We start from the raw sequence: 21,102 nt of genomic DNA on the forward strand, positions 1-21,102 counted from the left end.
TCACATTTGCGCTCCTTCTCAAGGAATTAGCCTTTTCCGAGTTACGCCTTCCGAAGGAGTCGGCCATAACAACGTTTCCACCAAGGATCGATATACGCTCAGCGGTTAGCTGTCGGCGTTAAAAGGCCAGCTCGGCAACGGCGATGGGGTTGCGCCTCGGCATGAGCCACGAAAGACGCTGCCAGTACCGGAATTCGTCCGTCAATCCGCGCGTAACGCCAGCCGTCGTGTGACAAATAAAAAACGGGCGGCCCGGAAAGGCCGCCCGCGTCAACCGTCTCGCGATACTGCATCTACACCCTAGCGCACCCGTCCCTCTTTCCATGCAGTGAGCAGTTGGTCGTACTTGACCGTTTCGCCTTTCGGTTTCTCGTTCGCGAGCTTCTTCCACGGTGCGTGCTGATCCGACAACCATTTCGCCGGATCGCTTTCCGGATTCAATTCCGGCGCGCAAACCTTCATTCCCGCGCGCTGCAAACGGCCCAGCACCTGGTCCATTTCCTTCGCCAGATTGTCCATCGCGGCTTGCGGTGGCCTTTCCCCGGCGACGGCCGTCGCAACGTTCTTCCACCAGAGTTGCGCCATCTTCGGATAGTCGGGCACATTGTTGCCGGTCGGCGTCCAGGCCACGCGTGCCGGGCTTCGATAGAACTCGATCAGCCCGCCGTATTTGTCCGCGTTCTTCGTGAAGAAATCGCTATGGATATCGGAATCACGGATGAACGTGAGACCGACAATCGACTTCTTCAGCGACACGGATTTCGACGTGACGAATTGCGCGTACAGCCACGCGGCAGCCCGCTGATTCGGCGGCGTCGACTTGAAGAAGGTCCACGAGCCGACATCCTGATAGCCGTTCTGCATGCCCTCTTTCCAGTATGGACCGTGCGGCGACGGCGCCATCCGCCACTTCGGCGTGCCGTCCGCGTTGGTCACGTTGCCGGGTTTCAGCATCGATGCGGTGAACGCGCTATACCAGAAGATCTGCTGGGCGATCCTGCCTTGAGCCGGCACCGGCCCAGCCTCGTTGAAGGTCATCCCCGACGCTTCGGGCGGAGCGTATTTCTTCAGCCAGTCGATGTATTTCGTGGTTGCGAAGACTGCGGCGGGACTGTTCGTGCCGCCACCGCGGGTGACCGACGCACCGACCGCGTGGCAGCCGTCCGGCGTGACGCGGATGCCCCATTCGTCGACCGGCATGCCGTTCGGGATGCCCTTGTCGGCTTCGCCCGCCATCGACAGCCACGCGTCGGTAAACCGCCATCCCAGCGACGGGTCTTTCTTGCCGTAGTCCATATGGCCGTAGACTTTTTCTCCGTCGATCGTCTTGACGTCGTTCGTGAAGAATTCGGCGATGTCCTCATACGCGGACCAGTTCACCGGCACGCCAAGATCGTAGCCGTACTTCGCCTTGAACTTGTCCTGCAAGTCCTTGCGCGCGAACCAGTCGGCGCGGAACCAGTAAAGATTCGCGAACTGCTGATCGGGCAATTGATAGAGCTTCTTGTCCGGCGCGGTGGTGAAACTCGTGCCGATAAAGTCCTTCACGTCGAGTCCAGGGTTCGTGTATTGCTTGCCTTCGCCGGCCATATAGTCGGACAGCGGCATGATTACGCCGTAGCGATAATGCGTGCCGATCAGATCCGAGTCGGAAATCCAGCCGTCGTAAATGCTCTGGCCCGATTGCATCGAGGTTTGCAGTTTCTCGACGACGTCGCCTTCCTGAATGATGTCGTGCTTGACTGAAATGCCTGTAATCTCGGCGAACGCCTTGGCGAGGGTTTTGGATTCGTACATGTGTGTGTCGAGTGTTTCAGACACCACATGCACCTCTTTGACGCCTGCCGATTTCAGCTTCGCGGCGGTGTCGATGAACCACTTCATCTCGTCCATCTGTTGCTGCTTTGACAGTGTGCTCGGCTGGAACTCGCTGTCGACCCACTTCTGCGCTTCGGGCGTGCCGGCGATCGCGGCGTGGCTCGTAAAGCCTGTCGCGACGACGCCTGCCACGGCGAGCGTGACGATTCGTCTCCTCTGTTGCATGGCTTTCTCCAGTATCTCCACGCCCCTTGGATCAACTGCCGGCGTCCGCCCGGGGCATCAACGGAACCGGTCTGTCCAGTACGCAAATCTTCATGATGCAACGCTGTTCACCCTTTCCACATGACTAGAAGCAGCACCAGCATCGATGCCGCGAAACCGGGCCACGCGCTCGCCTTCTCCGCGCTGATGCCGATCCACGCGAGATTGATGTAGGCGGCCACCAGCAGCCCGATAAAGAGCCGGTCGCCGCGCGTGGTTGCGATCGGCAGGAAGCCTTTGCGTTCGACGGTCGGCGAGCGGATTTCCCACACGGTCATGCCGGCCAGCATCACCACGATGCAGCCGAAAAAGACCGCCACCTCGGGCGTCCAGTACATCCACGTCAACATCAGACTCTCCCCATCGCGAAGCCCTTCGCGATGTAATTCCGCACGAAGTAGATGACCAGCGCGCCAGGCACGATGGTCAACACGCCCGCCGCCGACAGCACGCCCCAATCCATGCCGGCCGCCGATACCGTGCGCGTCATCACGGCGGCAATGGGTTTGGCATTGACGGTGGTGAGCGTGCGCGCGAGCAGTAGTTCGACCCAACTGAACATGAAGCAGAAGAACGCTGTCACGCCGACCCCCGACTTGATCAGCGGCAGAAAAATCTTCACGAAGAATGCGCGGAACGTATAGCCGTCGATGTACGCGGTTTCGTCGATTTCGCGCGGCACGCCCGACATGAAGCCTTCGAGAATCCAGACCGCGAGCGGCACGTTGAACAACATATGCGCGAGCGCGACCGCGATATACGTGTCCATCAGACCGACGCTCGAATACAGCTGAAAGAACGGCAGCAGGAACACGGCAGGCGGCGTCATCCGGTTAGTCAGCAGCCAGAAGAACATATGCTTGTCACCGAGAAAGCGGTAGCGCGAGAAGGCGTACGCCGCCGGCAACGCAACCAGCACCGACATCACCGTGTTCATCAGCACGTAGATGATGGAGTTGAGGTAGCCCCAGTACCAGGACGGGTCGGTGAAGATGACCTTATAGTTGTCGAAGGTGACTTGATGCGGCCAGATCGCGAATGCCGACATCGTCTCTTCGTTCGTGCGCAATGAGATCGACAGCATCCAGTAGAGCGGAATCAGCGCGAACAGGATGTACACCGTCAACACGACGACACGCATCCAGCGGTTATCGCGCATGAGCGTCTCCCGTGTCGACCGGAGTTAGCGCTTCAGCGCTTACTTCGGTTCCAGGCAGGGTAGTTGCTGCCGTTGCCGGGCCGCCTTTGCCGACGCGTTCCATCCAGTTGTAGAGGATGAAGCACAGCAACAGGATGATCAGGAAGTAGATCAGCGAGAACGCAGCCGCCGGCCCGAGGTCGAACTGGCCGACCGCTTTTTGCGTCAGGTACTGCGACAGGAACGTGGTCGAATCGCCGGGACCGCCGCCCGTCAGCACGAACGGCTCCGTGTAGATCATGAAGCTGTCCATGAAGCGCAGCAGCACCGCGATCATCAGCACGCCGCGCATCTTGGGCAGTTCGATATAACGGAACACCGCGAAGCGGCTTGCGCCGTCGATTTCGGCGGCCTGATAGAACGCGTCGGGAATCGCGCGCAAGCCTGCATAGCAGAGCAGCGCGACGAGCGGCGTCCAATGCCAGATGTCCATCACGAGCACCGTGATCCACGCGGCGGCGGGACTGGCCGTATAGTTATATTCGATCCCCGCGCGATTCAACGCATAGCCGAGTAGACCAATATCCGGCCGCCCGAAAATCTGCCAGATCGTGCCGACCACGTTCCACGGAATCAGCAGCGGCATGGCAAGCACGACCAGCGAGGCCGACGCGCGCCATCCGGACGCGGGCATCGCCAGCGCAAGGCCGACGCCGAGCGGGATTTCGAACAGCAGCACGCACGCGGAGAAGATAATCTGCCGCCCGAGCGCGCCGCGCAGGTCGTCGTCATTGATAATCGCGCGAAACCACTCGGTGCCGACGAACACATGTTGCGTAGGGCTGATGATGTCCTGCACCGAATAATTGACCACCGTCATCAACGGCAAGATCGCCGAAAACGCGACGCAGATGAACACCGGTACGACCAGTAGCCAGGCTTTCTGGTTGACGGGCTTGCTCATCGCGCGATCCTTTCGTCGTTGCTGAAGAACACGGTTTCAGGAACTGCGAGCTTCAACCAGACGGCGCCTTCGCCGACACGCAAATGCGGTTCGACTTTGGCCCGGAAGACGTGGCCGTCGCATTGCGCGGTGACCAGTTGGTAATTGCCAAGTTGCTGTACGCGCAGCACGTGGGCTTTCACCGCGCCAGATTGACTCTCGTCCACTACGCGCACGAACTCCGGGCGAATGCCGAGCGTCAGCGTGCCGTTCGCGTGCTTCAGCGCATCCAGCGTATGCGGGTCCAGTTGCAGGTGCTGCGTGCCGATTTTCAGACCGTCGGCGTCCAGATCGACCGGGCAGAGATTCATCCCCGGACTGCCGATGAAGTAGCCGACGAACGCATGATCGGGCCGCAAGAACAGCGCTTCCGGACCGCCTTTCTGCACCACCAGGCCGTTCGTCATCACGACGACTTCGTCGGCGAAGGTCAGCGCCTCGACCTGATCGTGCGTCACGTAGATCAGCGTCAGCTTCAGTTGCTGGTGAATCTTCTTCAACTGACGCCGCAGGACCCACTTCATATGCGGATCGATCACGGTCAGCGGTTCGTCGAACAGGATCGCGGCGACATCCTTGCGCACGAGGCCGCGCCCAAGCGAGATTTTCTGCTTCGCATCCGCCGACAGATTGTTCGCCTTTCGCTGCAACTCGCGCGTCATGTCGAGAATCTCCGCCACTTCGTGAACGCGCTGATTCACGTCGCGCGCCGGCAATTTCCGGTTGCGCAGTGGAAACGCGAGGTTGTCGAACACGCTCATCGTGTCGTATATCACCGGGAACTGGAACACCTGCGCGATGTTGCGTTCGCGCGCGCTCATCGCGGTAATGTCGCGGCCGTTGAACAGCACCTTGCCTTCCGACGGCTTGACGAGGCCCGATACGATGTTCAGCAGCGTGGACTTGCCGCAACCGGACGGCCCGAGCAACGCATACGCGCCGCCGTCTTCCCAGATCATGTTCATCGGTTGCAACGCGTAGTCGTCGAGCGTGGCGGGGTTGGGTGCATACGCGTGCGCGAGATTCTGGAACTCAATGCGCGCCATGAGCCGCCTCCGGGCCGGACAGCAGCTTCGTGTCCGCGCCGAACACGAACAGTTCGTCGGGGTCGATGTACACGTCGAGCTGCGTGCCGAGATCGATCTGATGCACGCCTTGCAGTTGCGCGACCAGATCGACGCCGCCTTGCCGCGTGTGCAGATGCAGGTAAGTTTCGGAGCCGCTCAATTCGGCCAGTTCGAGCCGGCACGACACCGCAACGGAGCGCGGTGTCCGCGGCGCAAGTCGCAGATGGCCGGGACGGATGCCGATGTGGAACCTGTCGTCCCTGCGGACCGCGCGCGCGCTTGCCCGTTCGAGGGGTACATCGATGCCGATCGGCAGGCGCGCGGTGCCGTCGGCGGTCAGATCGCTGACGAGCATGTTCATCGGCGGATCGTTGAAGACCGCTGCGACGTCGACATTGGCGGGCGCGTTGTACACATCGAGCGTCGGGCCGTATTGCAGCACGCGCCCCTTGTCGACGATCGCCGTATAGCCGCCGAGCAGCAGCGCTTCGAGCGGTTCGGTGGTCGCGTAGACGACCGTGGTTTTGCCGTCCGCGAACAGCGCCGACAGTTCGACGCGCAATTCTTCGCGTAGCTTGTAGTCGAGATTGACGAGCGGTTCGTCGAGCAACACCAGTGACGACCGCTTGACCAGCGCCCGCGCAAGCGCGCAGCGCTGCTGCTGGCCGCCGGACAGTTCCGACGGACGCCGTTGCAGAAGATGGTCGATATGGAGTTTGGCGGCGACTTCGTGTACGCGCCGTTTGACTTCGTCGGCGGCCGTCTTTTGCAGCTTCAGCGGTGACGCGATGTTGTCGAACACCGTCATCGCCGGGTAATTGATGAACTGCTGATAGACCATCGCGAGGTTGCGCTGCCTGACGCTGACGCCGGTCACGTCATTCCCGTCGGCGAGCACGCGGCCCGAAGCAGGGCGGTCGAGGCCGGCCATCACGCGCATCAGGGTGGTCTTACCGGCTTGCGTCGGCCCGAGCAGCACGTTGATCGCGCCGGGGACAGGCCGCAGATCGACGCCGTACAGATGCGTCTGGGCGCCCGAAACGACTGTCACCCGCTCCAGTTCCAAGACCACATCGCTCTCCTTTGTTCTGGTGCGTCTCCGGTGCTGCGGGTGCCTGTCGCGGCACAGGCGTGATGCGTAACAAGCGTTGCTTGCGGTTGACTTTCCCGGTGGTGCTCGAGCGCGTGACTGGACGGCGAAGCGTGCCCCGTTTTTTCCAAAAGGAATTCAAAACAACGGAATGAATGTTCCTTTTTGTTCGTTTATGTATAAATTGGTGTTAACCATACAATCTACAAACAATGAAATTCCTAGACCATTACCGAATTTAATACAATTTTCTTCCATTGCAGCTGTCTTTTGCACTAGTTTCGTAAGAAACGTGTCGGCACAACAGAAAGATGATGGCCTGACGAATTGCCTGCTCGCGTTCTCTGGACAGGAAATTGCCGCTTCGGCCCATCACATAGAGATCCTGCAGCAGTTGTCGTCACGAGCGATGCCGCGATGAAAGCATGTCGCATCTTTCAGTGACGGCATGGGAATGGGTAAAGCGCGGCGAGCCGTACGCCATGCCGGCATGTCGCGCAGTTATACAGTCCGATTGGCCGGGCACCGATTGATGCAGAACTCGTGATCTGCATATTGATGCGTAGGCTATTGCCTCGCTATCCGGCCCGAGAGAAGGCTATGCGACTAGGTACATGAACCTCGGTATCGATGGTTCTGCAGCCTGGCTGTAGAGCACAGGCATCGTGGTCGTCAAACATGAAGCCGGGCAGGCCGGCACGCCGGCTAGAACACGCCGGCGCGCACGTCGCCGCCCATGCGGTAATTCCGGTTACTCTGATCCGGATTCCGGTTCACCAGCGGTCGCGCATAGAGCGGATGGTGCAGACTACGCACCTCATGTTCGAGCGTGAAGCACGGCATACCGCTCACGGGATCAATGATGTCGGCGAAGCGATATTGATGAGGTTCCTCGCCATAGGTCAACTCGCGCTCGGCGAGCCGCGTGTATGGTTCGGAGAAGTTCGCAATATAGATCTGGATGTGATGCCCATCGTATTCCGGGCTTGCCGCGCGCGTTTCTGCGTAGATAAGTTGCTGATGCGTTCCGACCGCAACTACCGCCTGCTGCAAACCGTTGTGATCGCGGACCTCAACGGATGCATCGAACATCTCGCGGTAAAAAGCGGCAATCGACCCCGCGCAGCCGACCGGCACATCTAGTTGCACATAAGCGATGCCGAGATCGATGCCCGACCACGGAGCGTTCGCCTGATACGCATCCGCATCGAGGCAGTCGTAACGGTTTCCCCACGGACAGGTGACCTCTACGCGGCCGGCCCGCTCGGTCCATCCGAACGCGGTTCCGTCGAGCACAGAGCAGACTTCGCGCAGCCGTGTGAGTAGCGACTGGCGCTCGCCCACGACGAGCGCGACGTGCCCACGCAGTCGCTGGGCGTCGCCGTGCGGCAAGTGAATCTGCGAACGACCGATGTTGATCCACATATTGGTCACGCCGGTCATCAGATACGGATCACGCGTGAGCCCAAGTCCGCTGACATAGAATGCAGTCGCGAGACGCTGGTCCGGTATCGTGAGGTTGACATGCTCGAGCAGCACCAGATTGCCTGTGTCGTCATGTGCGTAATCGGAACGTTCCATCTGATTGCCTTCAGAGAATTCAAACATTCGGTACAAGGATCAGGAAAGCACCGCTGGCATTTGCTACGCGCATGCTTGCCAGTTCGATTCCAACCAGTCGTTGATTCGCGACCGCGCCAGGACTATCAACTCGTTCAGGCACGTCGAAAAAAGCGCCTATGCGGAGCTTTCAGCGCAATCGCCCCTAAGCCGCCCTTCCGCCTGGCGCGACCTCAGTGGCGAGTTCCAAACGTAGCACGGCCGTTCGCCCCGTTATGTCAGTCTATGGCCGTTCAGTCATCCCATCGATTTCACAGCAGTTTGCGAATGGCCGCTTCCGCGTTTCCGCTTGTATGGGCAATCGACTGATTTCCGCTCTACCTGGGTGGAGTTTAATTGCATCCTGCCGCAAAGGCTTTCATCGGAGAAGTTTCAGCCGATCATCGTTTATGTGGCGACCGTCAATGCCGGAGGGAACGCAGCGCGTCACGCTTGACGCTGTTTACTGCGGATTCGGGAAACCAAGAGCGTCAGCTTTCGTTCTCAGCTCCGCGAAACGGCCGCCCGCCGGGCTCACTGACGTATCGGGGACGGCGCCGCCCGGCGTGGCCTGGCTCTTATCCAGTTGTGCAATGCCGGTCAAAACGCTGGACGCCGATGTCGAACACGCAGCGCCGAACCCTGCCTGTGGGACGGGGATGGGGGGCGCGTCGATGCGCGGCGCGTCCGCCAGATCCAACGCATACGCCAGGTTGACGGTTCCCGGGTCGCTTCCCCGTACGCCGAGCGGGTCGAGCCCGAAGCGCCATGCAAGCAGTTGGTGGATCGAACTGGGATCTAACGGATAGCGCGCAACACTGTTCGCACGCACGCGCGTTCCGAGCAACACGCAGGGCACGCGGAAGCCGAGTCGCCCGTCGTTGCCCAAAGCGCCTTCGGCGGCCGACACCGGCCGCACCGGCGGCGCGACATGTTCCATGAAGCCACCCCACTCGTCATAGACGACGATCAAGAGCGTCTTGCTCCAGTTCGGGCTTGTGCGTAACGCATCGTAGATCTGTCCCAACAGCACCTGGCCGTTGCGCACGTCGGCATGCGGGTGGTCGTCGTTCGACGTCCCCTGTGCTTCGCCGCCGAAACTCGGATCGACCATACAGAACGACGGTAGCAGGCCGGCGGCGGCAGCGGTCAGGAACTCGGCAAACAGCTTCGAGCGTCCGATATATCGGTTTCCGTAGAGCGCCGTGAACGGCACGTCGTGGAAATAGTAGGTTGACGAAACATTCTTCGCGTCGAGCCGGTCCCAGATGGTCGGCAACGACGACGAGTCGAGCGTGTCGGCGAGACGATCCGTTTCACCGCTATGCAGGTACATCCGGTTCGGATAGGTATCGGCGAGAATCCCGCTCATGTAGTAATCGCAAACAGTGTATTGCGCGACCGCGCCTCGATAAAAGTCGAGATCCGCGGACTGGAAATAGCCGATTGGCAACAAGTCGCCGGGCGTGACGCTTGTGCCCACTGTCCGCAGAAAACCGTTCATCGCACCGTTTGCCAGATGGACGCGGCCGGCGTCGTACGCGTGATTCGGGTCCGCAAATGCGCAGCCCTGGAATCCATAGGCCGGATCTGCGATGAGCGCAAACGACGCGTGCGCTGCGCCGAACGCATCGGTAAATGTGCGCCCCGTCTGCGCGCTTTCAGCGTTTGGCACCCAGCCCAGCAGATGATCGAAGGAACGGTTTTCCATCGTGACGAGCACGATATGGTCGATGCCGGAAGTCGTCGGATCGGGCAATTGAGGACGCGGGAGATTCGCGCGATCCGGCGGGACTGAGCCGATCACAGGACTGGTCGACCCGCCTGACCCGGAGACGCCACTGCCGCCGCAAGCCGACAACGCGACAGAACTTGCAAGCGCGGCGAGAATTTTCCGGCGGGCGCGATCGGGCGGATTGGTGGGCCGTGTGCTCATATTGTTGTCTCCTATGGGTCCATGTGTAGGTCGCGCGGCTGCCGTCGTGCCGCGGTGCGACTCAATCCACCGACGTAGCATTTGTTGTTCCCTTCCCCGGGTGCATACCGCCCACGCAAGCCATGCATTCGTATTCGCGCCAGCCCGGCGCGATTCCCAACTACGCCAACAACAGAAATCAGACCCATTTGCGATGCGTGGATGGCCTCCACGGTTAGCACGCTCGAACGGCCGCAACTAGCGGGGGCCGTCGGCACGTCGATTCGCCGAATGTTTCCCGCATCAGTGGTTAACATATGTTGCGTCTAATATTTTTCAGGCAACATATGTATCAATCCAAGTGCGCACGCGCACCGACGCTCGTTCTCACTCCGATGGGGAAATTGCTATGAAACTCAGGCTGCTGATTGCCCTCGCGACTTTTGCAGTTGTTTCGACTACCGCTTCAGCACAGGAGACGCAGTCGACCTTGGCAAAAGTCCAGGGCGGGAATTCGATTTCGATCGGTCACCGCGAAACATCGGTGCCGTTTTCTTACGTCGATACGAACAATCAGGTGATCGGATTCTCCCAGGATCTTTGCAACAGGATCATCGATGCGGTGAAAGCCAGGACCGGCCACCCCGATCTGCATGTCCGCTTCGTACCGGTTACCTCGCAGAACCGCATTCCGCTCGTTCAGAACGGCACCGTCGATCTCGAATGCGGTGTGACGACGAACCTGACGTCCCGGCAAAATCAGGTCACGTTTTCCGACACGTTCTTCGTTGCAACGACGCGTCTGCTTACGCGCAAAGACTCAGGCATCAAAGATTTCGCGGATCTTGCCGGAAAGACCGTGGTGACTAACCAGGGAACCACATCTGAGCGTCTCCTCAGGAAAATGAACGAGGAGAAAAAGATGAACATGCAGATCATCAGCGCGAAGGATTACGGCGAGGGCCGTGTCACGCTCGAAACCGGCCGGGCCGTGGCATACATGATGGACGATGTCCTGCTTGCCGGCGCGCGCTCGCTGACGGCTCGCCCCGCTGACTGGGTCATTGTGGGAACGCCTCAGTCGTCCGAAGCGTATGGTTTCATGCTCCGCAAAGACGACCCGGAGTTCAAGAAGCTGGTTGACGACGTAATGGTTCGCGCTATGAAAAGCGGCGATATTAAAACCATGTACGACAGGTGGTTCATGAAGCCAGTACCGCCGAAAGGCATCAATTTCGATTTCCCTATGAGCGAAGCGCTGGAGAAGCTGTATGCAGCGCCAAACGACAAGGCCTTTGATTGAGGCCGGCCAACATTGCTGGGGTGCGCGATTGAAATGGTGCGAAGCGACCGGTTTGCCTATGGACTACAGGCACGCCACGCTCACGCAGGAGCCACGCCACCGCAGCCGAGCTGCGTTGTATCGCTGTCGACGTTCTCGCGTCCCGCGGCACGCAAAAGCAAATCCGCCCGATAAAAAGAATAGAAGTGAAATGAGGGCATTTGCGATAACCGTGCTACTCCATCCATGGGAAAATCGCCGCGCTAGCTCGGGCCTTGCAGAGAGTACCCGGTCCATGGACACGTTTATCACAGAGGCCGGCTCGGTTCTGCCCAGTACAGTCGAGCATACCCGCGGCTGTTAGCGTTTGATGTGCGGCCAATGGCGAACGGTCGAATTCACCACTGGCCGGACATGAGAGCCGCGATATCCGCCGCCTAGCCGTTGCTCAACGCATCGTCTAGCAGCTCGAGCGTTTCGAGCGCTCCGCCTGCGAATCCGATTCCGCGATGGGATGCAATGCCCGGATCCTTGGGATTGATTCTGATGATATGAGAGCCGACGCGCTCGCTGAAATGACGAACAGTGGGGATGGTCTTGCCAGCTCCGATTTCTATCACGACAGGTCGTTTAACCGAAGCGAGCCACGCATACAAGCGCGACTCCTGCGCTTCAGTGCGCAGAGCGATCCAGTCGAAATCCCCGAACATGAGAATGTTGGGCCGTGCGATAGCTCCACAGTGCGGACAGGTCGGCAGTTCGCCAAGCAGACGACAGTCAGCCTCGTCCACAACGGGTTCAAATGCTTGCGCCGACCATATGGCATCGGAACAGAATTCCGAGCACTGCATCATGTGGATGGAGCCGTGGCATTCCGCTACGAATCCCTCGTGAAAGCCGGCTTTCTGAAATTGACCGTCGACATTACTCGTGAAGACCGCCGTGCCGCCCGGCATATTTTGAGCCCAACGGCGGAGTATCTGGAAGCCATTGTGAGGCACGGTGCGCCGATAGAGCTGGAGTCGGTGACCATAGAATCCCCAGCAGAGCTCAGGGGATCGGACTAATGCTCGCGGGTTTGCCATGTCCTGGAACGTCAATCGATGAGCTCTTAGCGCCGGATAGGCGCGCCAGAATCCCTCCGCACCCCGAAAATCGGGTAGGCCCGAGTCCACCCCCATGCCGGCACCGGCCGTGACGAGCAAACTGTCTGCCTCACGCAGCCATGAAACCGCGCGCTTCATTTTCTCGACTTCGTCCATTGAATCAGCTCTTCCAGATCGGGGCTTCGCTCGTGTTGGTCCTGATTGGCATAGACTTCCGCGCCCCCACGGCGACAATAATGCGGTGGTCCTATCGGTTCGGCAAGCGCGTCAATTCGGGAACGTCGTGGAAAGGCGCGAACCGGGCATGGTCCGTGCAACCTGACCAGCGTTCGCACAGCCAGCCTGGCACCGCGCTCATCCGCTATCGATCGACATGGACGCCATCCACAGCAAACCCGGTTCACTCCCTATGCATTCGGGCGCTCCCACCGGTTTCGTCCGCGTGCGCGGCGCTCGCGAGCACAATCTGAAAAACGTCGACGTGCAGATTCCGCGCGACGCGCTCGTCGTGTTCACCGGGGTGTCGGGCTCGGGCAAATCGTCGCTGGCATTCGGCACACTGTACGCCGAGGCGCAGCGGCGCTACTTCGAATCGGTTGCGCCGTACGCGAGGCGCCTGATCGAGCAGGTCGGTGTGCCCGAAGTCGACGCGATCGAAGGGTTGCCGCCCGCGGTCGCCTTGCAACAGCAACGCGGCACACCGAGCGCGCGTTCATCGGTGGGCAGCGTGACCACGCTGTCGAGCCTGGTGCGCATGCTGTATTCGCGCACGGGAGACTATCCGCCGAAACAGCCGATGTTGTTCGCCGAGGACTTCTCGCCGAACACGGTGCAAGGCGCCTGTCCGACGTGTCATGGACTGGGCCGCGTGTACGAGGTCACCGAGAAATCAATGGTGCCCGACGACTCGCTGACCATCCGCGAACGCGCGATCGCCGCATGGCCGCCGGCGTGGCACGGACAGAATCTGCGCGACATCCTGGTGACGCTCGGCTACGACGTCGATACGCCATGGCGCGACTTGCCGAAAAAAGAACGCGACTGGATCCTCTTCACCGACGAACAGCCGACCGTGCCCGTCTACGCTGGCCTGACGCCGAAGGAGACCCGCGCCGCGCTCAGACGCAAGGACGAACCGAGCTATCAGGGCACGTTCACCGGCGCGCGCCGCTATGTGCTGCATACCTTTGCGAACACGCAAAGCGCGCTGATGAAAAAACGCGTTTCGCAGTACATGGTCGGCAGCGTCTGCCCGGCTTGCCACGGCAAGCGGCTCAAGAAAGAAGCGCTCTCGGTGCAATTCGCTGGGCTCGATATCGGCGAGTTTTCACAGTTGCCGCTCGCGGGGCTCGCCGCGCTTCTCGAACCGATTGCGCGCGGCGAATGGCCGGAGGCAACGACGGCGGCGACGGCGGCGACGACCAAGGGCAGCGTGCTCAGCAAGAGCGCCATGCGCGAGGCCGTCGACAAGCGGGTCGCCGCGGGCGGCTCCGCGCATAAAGCTTCGCCCGACGTGCGGCGCACGCCGAACCTTTCGGGAGAGAAACGCGTCGCGGCGCAACGCATTGCCGCCGAGTTGCTGGAGCGCCTGACCACGCTGGTCGACCTCGGTCTCGGCTACCTCGCGCTGGAACGCAGCACGCCCACGCTGTCGTCGGGTGAATTGCAGCGCTTGCGACTGGCCACGCAACTGTCGTCGCAGCTCTTCGGGGTTGTGTACGTGCTCGACGAACCATCGGCCGGCTTGCATCCCGCCGACGGCGAAGCGCTCTTCAGCGCGTTGCAAGCGCTGAAGGCGGCGGGCAATTCGCTGTTCGTCGTCGAGCACGATTTGCAGATGATGCGGCGCGCCGACTGGCTGGTCGACGTGGGTCCGGCGGCTGGTGACGCCGGCGGTCATGTGGTTTATAGCGGACCGCCCGCGGGACTCGCGACGGTCGAAGCGTCGCAGACACGCCGGCATCTGTTCGCCCCGCCCGCACCCGTCGATCGCACACCGCGCGAGGCCGCGCGCTGGCTGCGGCTCGCCAATATCACACGTAACAATCTGCACCGGCTGAACGTCGCGTTCCCGCTCGGCTGCCTGACCACAGTGACGGGCGTGTCGGGCTCGGGCAAGTCGAGCCTCGTGAGCCAGGCGCTGCCCGAACTGGTCGCCAGCCGGCTGGGACGGATCATCGAAAGCACGGACGAGGACGAACAGGACCCGCTGCTCGCCACCGCGACGGTGCCAACGAGCGGCCATATCGCGGACGGCATGGACGCGCTGCGGCGGCTCGTGCGGGTCGACCAGAAACCGATCGGGCGCACGCCGCGTTCCAACCTCGCCACCTACACGGGCCTCTTCGACCACGTGCGCAAGCTGTTCGCGGACACACCCAACGCCCGCAAGCGTCGCTACAGCGCGGGGCGCTTCTCGTTCAATGTCGCGCAAGGCCGTTGCCCAACCTGCGAAGGCGAAGGGTTCGTGAGCGTGGAGCTGCTCTTTCTACCGAGCGTGTATGCGCCTTGCTCGACCTGCCACGGCACCCGCTACAACACATCGACGCTGGAGATCACATGGCGCGATAAGAACATTGCCGAGGTGCTGGGCATGACCGTCGACACCGCGTGCAGTTTCTTCGCCGAGGAAGCAGGCGTCATGCGTGCGCTCAAAGTACTGCGCGACATCGGCCTCGGCTATCTGCGGCTCGGCCAGCCGGCCACTGAGCTATCCGGCGGCGAAGCGCAGCGCATCAAGCTCGCCACCGAACTGCAACGCGCGCAGCGCGGGGACACGTTGTACATCCTCGACGAGCCGACTACCGGGCTGCATCCCGCCGACGTCGACCGGCTCATGGTGCAGTTGCAGGGACTCGCCGACGCGGGCAACACGGTGGTGGTGGTCGAGCACGATATGCGGGTGGCCGCGCAAAGCGACTGGGTCATCGACGTCGGCCCGGGTGCAGGCGACGCCGGCGGGACGATAGTGGCGAGCGGCACGCCGGCTGAAGTCGCGCGCAAAAAGGAGAGCCGCACGGCCTCGTATCTGCGACAACAACTCGTGGCGTAAAGCGGAGAAGAACGGTGGAATCCAAGCCGAGGAGGCGGTCTTGAAAGTGAGTGAGACCTTGACGCGTCGCCCAACGTCTCCGTCAAACCCGAACCGGTCGAAGCACGCACCCTCGTTTCAGAATCAGGAAATTGTCGCTCCGGCGGGCCTGAAAATCGAAAACACAAGCCCCAGACGTCCACTCACGCGTAACGTGCGAGGAACATATCAGCGGCCGATTCCGCGACCTGCCTTTGCTCCGGTTCGCCGAGCGGCGCCTGCCCCATCGTCACTTGCGGCCAGAACGCAAAAGCCTTCACCAACGCCTGCAACTGCAGCGCCGCGAAGAGCGGATCGCCGGTCTTGAGACGGCCGTCTGCGACGGCGGCCCGGACCCACACGGTCAGGTCTTCCTCGCGTTCGCCGAGGCGGGCGACCATGTCCCGCGCTCGCTCCGGCGAATGGATGCCGGCCGCGATCGCCACACGTGCAAGCGACAAGAAGGACTCGTCGTTCAGCAGCCGGAGCTTGCGGCCCAAAAGGTCGAGCAACTGCGCGCGCAACGGTTCGTCGGCGCGGTAGGCGGGAGCATCGCCGCTCTGGCTCGCGTCCCACAGTTGATGGAGAATCGCCGCGAACAGTACTTCCTTGCTCGGGAAATGGTTGTAGACCGTACGCTTCGAGACGTTCGCGCGGGCGGCGATACGATCCATGCTGGTCGCGTCGTAGCCGGCCGCGAGGAATTCCTCGATCGCGGCGCCGACGATAGCGACACGTTTGCGGTCAGTCAGGCGTTGATGGGTGGCACATGGATCCATACCTGGATTTTACACCGGGCAGTTTACTTTCCTCGAAAATAAACTACACTGCCGAGTGTACATTTCTTTCCGGACGGCCTACCTCATGACGTCGCTTCCTGCTCTTGTCAGCCGCGTGCTCGGCGTTACCGCCGCCCAGGGCGGCCGCGCGCTGTCCAGCCACTCGCCGCAGCACGATGGCGAACGCTTTCGCAACGTCAAGCCGCGTCCCGCCGAAGGCCTGCGCAAGACGCTCGGCATTGTGTGGAACGTGCTGTTGAACAAGCCGCGCGGCACCGTGCCGACGGACGCGATGCCCGTCGATGCGCTGACGCGCACGCAACTCGATGCCGCGCCCGACCGCAGCCTCTACCGGCTCGGTCATTCGACGCTGCTGCTGAAGCTGCGCGGCCAGTTCTGGCTGACCGACCCCGTGTTCGCCGAGCGTGCGTCCCCGTTCCGGCGTCTCGGCCCGAAGCGCTTTCATGCGCCGCCAATCGCGCTCGCCGATTTGCCGCCGCTGCGTGGCGTGATCCTGTCGCACGACCACTACGATCACCTCGATCGCGAAACCGTGCTCGCGCTTGCGCAGAGCACCGCCCTTTTTCTGACACCGCTCGGCGTCGGCGACCGGTTGATCGAATGGGGCATCGACGCTTCGAAGGTGCGGCAGTTCGACTGGTGGCAAGGCACCGAGGTCGACGGCATAGAGTTCACCGCAACCCCCGCGCAGCATTTTTCCGGCCGTAGTCTGTTCGACGGCAACAGCACGCTATGGGCGTCGTGGGTGATCGTCGACCATGATCTGCGCGTGTTCTTCAGCGGCGACACCGGCTACTTCGACGGCTTCCAGACGATCGGCGAGCGCCTTGGGCCATTCGACGTCACGCTGGTCGAGACGGGCGCGTATGACGCGCAGTGGCCGTACGTTCACATGCAGCCCGAAGAGACCGTGCAGGCGCATATCGATCTGCGCGGCCGGAGGCTCGTGCCGATTCACAATGGCACCTTCGACCTCGCAATGCATCGCTGGCAGGAGCCGTTCGAAAGGGTGACTGGGTTAGCCCTCGCGCGCGGTGTTGCGCTGTCGACGCCCCGCATGGGCGAACGGCTGGATCTGAGCGCACCGCATCGCGGCGAACTCTGGTGGCGCCGCACCGTCGAGACTGTCGCCGCGCCGAAGGCCGCATGGCGTTTGTGCGCGTCGCGCAATACCGCGGACGCGAAGTCTTCGTGATTTCTGGCGAGCGCCGCCAGCCTGAGGTCGCGCTTATCACATTGTCAGTTTGGGTCCTTCGTACCTCATCCGGTACGAAGAGCTGCGAAGGGCGATTTCGGGGCGCTTCGAGCGCGGAAGTTGAAGAACGGATGCACGTACGCGGGCGTTCAGACCTCGTCGTGCAGTGCCAAAGCGGCGTTCGCCGCTGCCCGCATCTCGGCCAGCAGTGCTTCGCCTGACCATGAAGGGCGCACGTCGGCTAGCTCGGCTTCCCGCACGAGTTCGCATAGCCTTTCATTGACCGGCGCCGTTTGCCCAAGGCGTTGCGCGAGGCGCACGACCTCGCCGTTTATCCAGTTGACTTCCGTGACGCGCCCCGCCGCCAGGTCGTCGGACATCGACGAGCGCGCAAGTGGATCAATCGTCAGCATCGTCCGTCCCAGCCTTTCGAACAATGCATCCGGCACGCTGAGAACACGCGGTATCCAGGTGGCCGGGAGCGGCGTCACTCTGGCTGGCGGTATGCCGGCCCGCTTCAGAAGCGCAAGCGCTTCTTTCTGCGCCATGCCGAGGCAGATCCGGTAGGCGCGTTGCGATAGCTCCTCCTTTAATGGCCGGTTCGCTAACGCGTTGATGGCATTGTTGAGGTTCAGCAACAGCTTGGCCCACTGCACCGGCAACATATCGACGTGCTGGATCAGCGGTAGACCCGCTTGCCTGAATGCGTCGACGAACGGCTGCATCGCCGGCGTATGTCTGATCTCCAGCTCGCCCGCTGAACCTTGATGAAATGCGCCGGGGCCACGTTCGACGACATTGAATGGCACCATCCCCTCCAGCACGATGTTCTGTGGCAACGCGACGCGCAATACGTCCGCGTTGCCAACGCCGTTCTGCAAGCTCAGAACAATCGTACCGGGACGAAGCACAGTAGCCAGTTCTGCCGCGGCCGCGGGTGTCGCGGCAGACTTGACGGTTACTAGCACGAGGTCGGCGGCGGCGGCGCTGGCCGCGTCCGTCGACACCTCCGTGCGCTCCGGGGGCACATGCCAGCGGCTACCGTCGTGCCGCGACAGCGTGATGCCTTGACTGCGCAACTGGTCGGCCACGCGTGCACGCCCAATGAAACTGACGTCGCTACCCCCGGCAAGGAGCCGCCCGCCGATATAGCAACCAATCGAGCCGGCGCCGTAGATACAGATTTTTGCCATAGAGGTTCTCACGTGACTTACCCAATTACATCCGCGATGCGTTGAATCGCAAACGCGGTCCATGACGCTGACGCCGTTCGCTCAGCCCGTGTCATCGTGCGTACTGCATGGTGCGAACGGACGGGCTGCGTTAGTCGGCATATCCGGGGCTGCGGCGGTCGAGCCGGCGCAGCAGCCCGGGCCAAACCAGCGCCCCTGGCGTGACACCCCGCGTCACCAGCCCGATCTGCTCCTTGATGCCGTCGAGAATCGGCTGGGCGATGGGATTGAGCTTTCCGCCACCTGCCTGGGCGCGCACCTGAATCATGCAGGCCGCTTCGAAGAAGTACATTGCAACGAAGGCGTCAGCGGGCGTCGCGCCGACCGTCAGCAGGCCGTGGTTGCGCAGCATCAGATAAGCGTTGCTGCCGAGGTCTTGAACGAGACGAGGCTTCTCGGCTTCATTGAGTGCGATGCCCTCGTAGTCGTGGTAGCCGAGCGACGCCAGCACACCAAGAGACTGCTGGGAAAGCGGCAGCAACCCCGCCTCCTGTGCCGACACGGCAACGCCGTTGACCGAGTGCGTGTGCATCACGCAATGAGCATCTTCGCGAGCCGCATGCACGGCGCTATGGATCGTAAAGCCGGCCGGATTGATGTCATACGGGGAATCGGCAATCTTGCGGCCGTCGAGGTCAACCTTGACCAGCGACGACGCGGTGATTTCGTCGAACATCATGCCGTACGGGTTGATCAGGAAATGATGTTCGGGGCCGGGCACGCGCGCCGAGATATGGGTAAACACCAGATCGTCCCACCCGAACAGCGCCGTGAGACGGTACGTGGCCGCGAGATTGACTCGCGCTTCCCACTCGGACGGTGAAACGTCGTTCTTCAGACTGATAACAGATGAGGCCATGTCGACACTCCTTATTCGAAGATCCAAGCAATGGATTAACCTGAGACAACGCCCTGTCAAATCGCATGTTCGATCCCTGCGACGCAGCGCATGCATCAAGGGACAAGTCATTGTGTCGTCCGATGCAAGTCAACATGATGGTCGCGAACCCGCCTAAAATCTGTCGGATACACGACAGGTCGATGCGCCAATGGATTCCAGTCTGCACCGCTACCGGTCACAACTCGAAACGACTCCATGGTTCCGGGCCCTGCCTGTCGAGTTGCGGGACTACCTCGTCAGCCATGCCACCCTGCTCACGCTGGAGAAGGGCCAAATGCTGTATCGGCGCGGCGACCAGTCTTATGGCCTGTACGCCGTGCTGGGCGGCGCACTCGCCATCGGCACAGTCGGACTGGATGGGAAAGAGGCGTTGCTCGCGGTGCTCGGGCCGACTGCGTGGGTGGGGGAAATCTCGATGTTCGACGGGCTGCCACGTCCGAACGACGCCACTGCCGTCAGCCGGACGCTTTTGCTGCACGTGCCCGAACCCGCGCTGCAGGCCCTGCTCGATTCCACGCCGCGCTATTGGCGCGATTTTGCGCTGCTGATGGCGCAAAGACTTCGGATTTCATTCGAGAACACCGAAGCGATGACCCTGTTGCCCGCGGCACAGCGCGTGGCCAACCGTTTGCTGATGATCGCCGGGGGTTATGGCGGTCTCAACGCCTCGCAAAGCAGGATAAGGGTCTCGCAAGACAGCCTGGCTTCAATGGTGTCGCTGTCGCGGCAGACTACCAATCAGTTGCTCAGGAACCTCGAAGATCAACGCATATTGAGCCTGAAATCCGGGGAAATCGCCATTCTGGATTTCGACCGGCTGCGTGCAGCCAGTCTCGGCGATCCAAATCCGTGACTGTTTCGTCGCGGGTAAGCCACAGCCCGGCGCGGACGATCTCTCGTTCAGCGCCTGGTCATTTCCCGTTCGTCCGTCTATGCTGTTTCAGGTCAAGCTATTTGTAAGCAGGACGATCGACCGCGCTGCGCCTTGTCGAACGACAGCCGGCTTGTCGCTTAGTACGCCGTTGTATGTGTTTGTTGATTACTCACTGCCATGCCCGCGCCCACGCCGTATCCGAAGCAGCAGATACGCCTTTGCACAAGCAGCGACGGCGTGCGCATCGCCTACGCGACCTGCGGAACGGGCCCGCCCATCGTCAAGGCCGCGAACTGGCTCAGTCACCTCGAATTCGATTTGAAGAGCCCCGTATGGAGTCATTTGATCGCGGAGCTATGCCGGCAGCACACGTTGATCCGCTATGACCAGCGCGGCTGCGGATTGTCCGACCGCGACCCTGACGAGATTTCATTCGACGCATGGCAGCGCGATCTGGACAGCGTGATCAACGCCAGCGGCGTGCAGCGTTTTGCGTTGCTCGGCATTTCGCAAGGCGCGTCGCTTGCGGTGGCGTATGCGGTCGCGTGGCCCGAACGGGTCAGTCATCTTGTTCTTTATGGCGGCTATGCGCGCGGCAAGCTGAAGCGGTCTTCGGATCCCCGGTTACATGACGAAGCGGAAACGCTCGTCAAGCTCGCCGAACTCGGCTGGGGGCAGCAGAACCCCGCGTTTCGCCAGTTCTTCACAACGCAGTTCATTCCGGGCGGCAGTCCGGAACAGCATCACT

At 61.3% G+C, this 21,102-nt stretch carries 16 protein-coding genes and 1 pseudogene; 5 read left to right on the plus strand and 12 right to left on the minus strand.

Annotated elements, in window-relative coordinates:
• Positions 1-300: 300 nt before the first annotated feature.
• The 8 genes and pseudogenes from P0D89_RS42825 to P0D89_RS42860 all read right to left on the minus strand — a co-directional run bounded on the left by P0D89_RS42825 (position 301) and on the right by P0D89_RS42860 (position 9,915).
• Positions 301-2,043 carry an ABC transporter substrate-binding protein gene (locus P0D89_RS42825; protein ID WP_408356485.1) on the minus strand — a complete coding sequence of 581 codons (1,743 nt, stop codon included), beginning with the start codon at positions 2,041-2,043 and terminating at the stop codon, positions 301-303.
• A 107-nt stretch (positions 2,044-2,150) separates the two neighbouring features.
• The gene (locus P0D89_RS42830; RefSeq protein WP_408356483.1) at positions 2,151-2,432 is read right to left on the minus strand and encodes a DUF2160 domain-containing protein; all 282 of its coding nucleotides are present in this window, start codon (positions 2,430-2,432) and stop codon (positions 2,151-2,153) included.
• Positions 2,432-3,241 (minus strand): carbohydrate ABC transporter permease, encoded by an 810-nt coding sequence (locus tag P0D89_RS42835; protein ID WP_408356481.1) that lies wholly within the window; start codon positions 3,239-3,241, stop codon positions 2,432-2,434. The genes P0D89_RS42830 and P0D89_RS42835 overlap by 1 nt, the downstream gene beginning before the upstream one ends.
• Positions 3,242-3,314: 73 nt before the next feature.
• Positions 3,315-4,184: pseudogene (locus P0D89_RS42840) on the minus strand (carbohydrate ABC transporter permease); the annotation flags it as partial.
• Positions 4,181-5,269: an ABC transporter ATP-binding protein gene (locus P0D89_RS42845; protein WP_408356479.1), complete on the minus strand. Its 1,089-nt coding sequence runs from the start codon at positions 5,267-5,269 to the stop codon at positions 4,181-4,183. The gene P0D89_RS42845 and the pseudogene P0D89_RS42840, both read right to left, overlap by 4 nt.
• Entirely contained in the window at positions 5,256-6,362 is a 1,107-nt protein-coding gene (locus P0D89_RS42850; protein WP_408356477.1) for an ABC transporter ATP-binding protein, read from the minus strand. Before P0D89_RS42850 ends, P0D89_RS42845 begins: the two co-directional genes overlap by 14 nt.
• A gap of 723 nt (positions 6,363-7,085) precedes the next feature.
• A complete protein-coding gene (locus tag P0D89_RS42855) occupies positions 7,086-7,961 on the minus strand; it encodes a VOC family protein (protein ID WP_408356475.1) in 876 nt (291 codons plus the stop codon).
• A gap of 481 nt (positions 7,962-8,442) precedes the next feature.
• Positions 8,443-9,915: an alkaline phosphatase family protein gene (locus P0D89_RS42860; RefSeq protein WP_408356473.1), complete on the minus strand. Its 1,473-nt coding sequence runs from the start codon at positions 9,913-9,915 to the stop codon at positions 8,443-8,445.
• A 388-nt stretch (positions 9,916-10,303) separates the two neighbouring features.
• Between P0D89_RS42860 and P0D89_RS42865 the strand changes: the two genes are divergently transcribed.
• Positions 10,304-11,197, plus strand: a complete 894-nt coding sequence (locus P0D89_RS42865; protein ID WP_408356471.1) for a glutamate/aspartate ABC transporter substrate-binding protein — start codon at positions 10,304-10,306, stop codon at positions 11,195-11,197.
• A gap of 416 nt (positions 11,198-11,613) precedes the next feature.
• Here P0D89_RS42865 and P0D89_RS42870 read toward each other — a convergent pair whose 3' ends face one another.
• The gene (locus tag P0D89_RS42870) at positions 11,614-12,438 is read right to left on the minus strand and encodes an SIR2 family NAD-dependent protein deacylase (RefSeq protein WP_408356469.1); all 825 of its coding nucleotides are present in this window, start codon (positions 12,436-12,438) and stop codon (positions 11,614-11,616) included.
• Positions 12,439-12,655: 217 nt separating this feature from the next.
• Between P0D89_RS42870 and P0D89_RS42875 the strand changes: the two genes are divergently transcribed.
• On the plus strand, positions 12,656-15,334 hold the full coding sequence (locus tag P0D89_RS42875; protein ID WP_408356467.1) for an excinuclease ABC subunit UvrA: 2,679 nt from the start codon (positions 12,656-12,658) through the stop codon (positions 15,332-15,334).
• Positions 15,335-15,516: 182 nt separating this feature from the next.
• On the opposite strand, the gene P0D89_RS42880 is transcribed toward P0D89_RS42875, so the two are convergent.
• A complete protein-coding gene (locus tag P0D89_RS42880) occupies positions 15,517-16,131 on the minus strand; it encodes a TetR/AcrR family transcriptional regulator (protein WP_408356465.1) in 615 nt (204 codons plus the stop codon).
• A gap of 85 nt (positions 16,132-16,216) precedes the next feature.
• Here P0D89_RS42880 and P0D89_RS42885 point away from each other — a divergent pair, with 85 nt between their 5' ends.
• Positions 16,217-17,347, plus strand: a complete 1,131-nt coding sequence (locus tag P0D89_RS42885; RefSeq protein WP_408356463.1) for an MBL fold metallo-hydrolase — start codon at positions 16,217-16,219, stop codon at positions 17,345-17,347.
• A 149-nt stretch (positions 17,348-17,496) separates the two neighbouring features.
• Here P0D89_RS42885 and P0D89_RS42890 read toward each other — a convergent pair whose 3' ends face one another.
• Together P0D89_RS42890 and P0D89_RS42895 are read right to left on the minus strand one after the other, a co-directional pair.
• Entirely contained in the window at positions 17,497-18,540 is a 1,044-nt protein-coding gene (locus P0D89_RS42890) for a 2-dehydropantoate 2-reductase (RefSeq protein WP_408356461.1), read from the minus strand.
• 130 nt (positions 18,541-18,670) lie between these two features.
• The gene (locus tag P0D89_RS42895) at positions 18,671-19,438 is read right to left on the minus strand and encodes a class II aldolase/adducin family protein (protein ID WP_408356459.1); all 768 of its coding nucleotides are present in this window, start codon (positions 19,436-19,438) and stop codon (positions 18,671-18,673) included.
• Between the two features lie 190 nt (positions 19,439-19,628).
• On the opposite strand from P0D89_RS42895, the gene P0D89_RS42900 reads away from it, so the two are divergent.
• Both P0D89_RS42900 and P0D89_RS42905 read left to right on the plus strand, forming a co-directional pair.
• Positions 19,629-20,333 (plus strand): Crp/Fnr family transcriptional regulator, encoded by a 705-nt coding sequence (locus tag P0D89_RS42900; protein ID WP_408356457.1) that lies wholly within the window; start codon positions 19,629-19,631, stop codon positions 20,331-20,333.
• 198 nt (positions 20,334-20,531) lie between these two features.
• Positions 20,532-21,102: alpha/beta fold hydrolase (locus P0D89_RS42905; protein WP_408378534.1), on the plus strand; the 571-nt coding region annotated here is incomplete at its 3' end.

It is taken from the genome of Paraburkholderia sp. RL18-085-BIA-A (assembly GCF_046027075.1).
Lineage (GTDB): Bacteria > Pseudomonadota > Gammaproteobacteria > Burkholderiales > Burkholderiaceae > Paraburkholderia.

What these genes read in the sequence shown, in the direction of transcription:
- P0D89_RS42880 (WP_408356465.1), bottom strand. Translation starts at nt 16,131, where the DNA reads ATGGATCCATGTGCCACCCATCAACGCCTGACTGACCGCAAACGTGTC.
- P0D89_RS42830 (WP_408356483.1), bottom strand. Translation starts at nt 2,432, where the DNA reads ATGTTGACGTGGATGTACTGGACGCCCGAGGTGGCGGTCTTTTTCGGC.
- P0D89_RS42875 (WP_408356467.1), top strand. Translation starts at nt 12,656, where the DNA reads ATGGACGCCATCCACAGCAAACCCGGTTCACTCCCTATGCATTCGGGC.
- P0D89_RS42890 (WP_408356461.1), bottom strand. Translation starts at nt 18,540, where the DNA reads ATGGCAAAAATCTGTATCTACGGCGCCGGCTCGATTGGTTGCTATATC.
- P0D89_RS42865 (WP_408356471.1), top strand. Translation starts at nt 10,304, where the DNA reads ATGAAACTCAGGCTGCTGATTGCCCTCGCGACTTTTGCAGTTGTTTCG.
- P0D89_RS42860 (WP_408356473.1), bottom strand. Translation starts at nt 9,915, where the DNA reads ATGAGCACACGGCCCACCAATCCGCCCGATCGCGCCCGCCGGAAAATT.
- P0D89_RS42825 (WP_408356485.1), bottom strand. Translation starts at nt 2,043, where the DNA reads ATGCAACAGAGGAGACGAATCGTCACGCTCGCCGTGGCAGGCGTCGTC.
- P0D89_RS42895 (WP_408356459.1), bottom strand. Translation starts at nt 19,438, where the DNA reads ATGGCCTCATCTGTTATCAGTCTGAAGAACGACGTTTCACCGTCCGAG.
- P0D89_RS42855 (WP_408356475.1), bottom strand. Translation starts at nt 7,961, where the DNA reads ATGGAACGTTCCGATTACGCACATGACGACACAGGCAATCTGGTGCTG.
- P0D89_RS42870 (WP_408356469.1), bottom strand. Translation starts at nt 12,438, where the DNA reads ATGGACGAAGTCGAGAAAATGAAGCGCGCGGTTTCATGGCTGCGTGAG.
- P0D89_RS42885 (WP_408356463.1), top strand. Translation starts at nt 16,217, where the DNA reads ATGACGTCGCTTCCTGCTCTTGTCAGCCGCGTGCTCGGCGTTACCGCC.
- P0D89_RS42845 (WP_408356479.1), bottom strand. Translation starts at nt 5,269, where the DNA reads ATGGCGCGCATTGAGTTCCAGAATCTCGCGCACGCGTATGCACCCAAC.
- P0D89_RS42900 (WP_408356457.1), top strand. Translation starts at nt 19,629, where the DNA reads ATGGATTCCAGTCTGCACCGCTACCGGTCACAACTCGAAACGACTCCA.
- P0D89_RS42835 (WP_408356481.1), bottom strand. Translation starts at nt 3,241, where the DNA reads ATGCGCGATAACCGCTGGATGCGTGTCGTCGTGTTGACGGTGTACATC.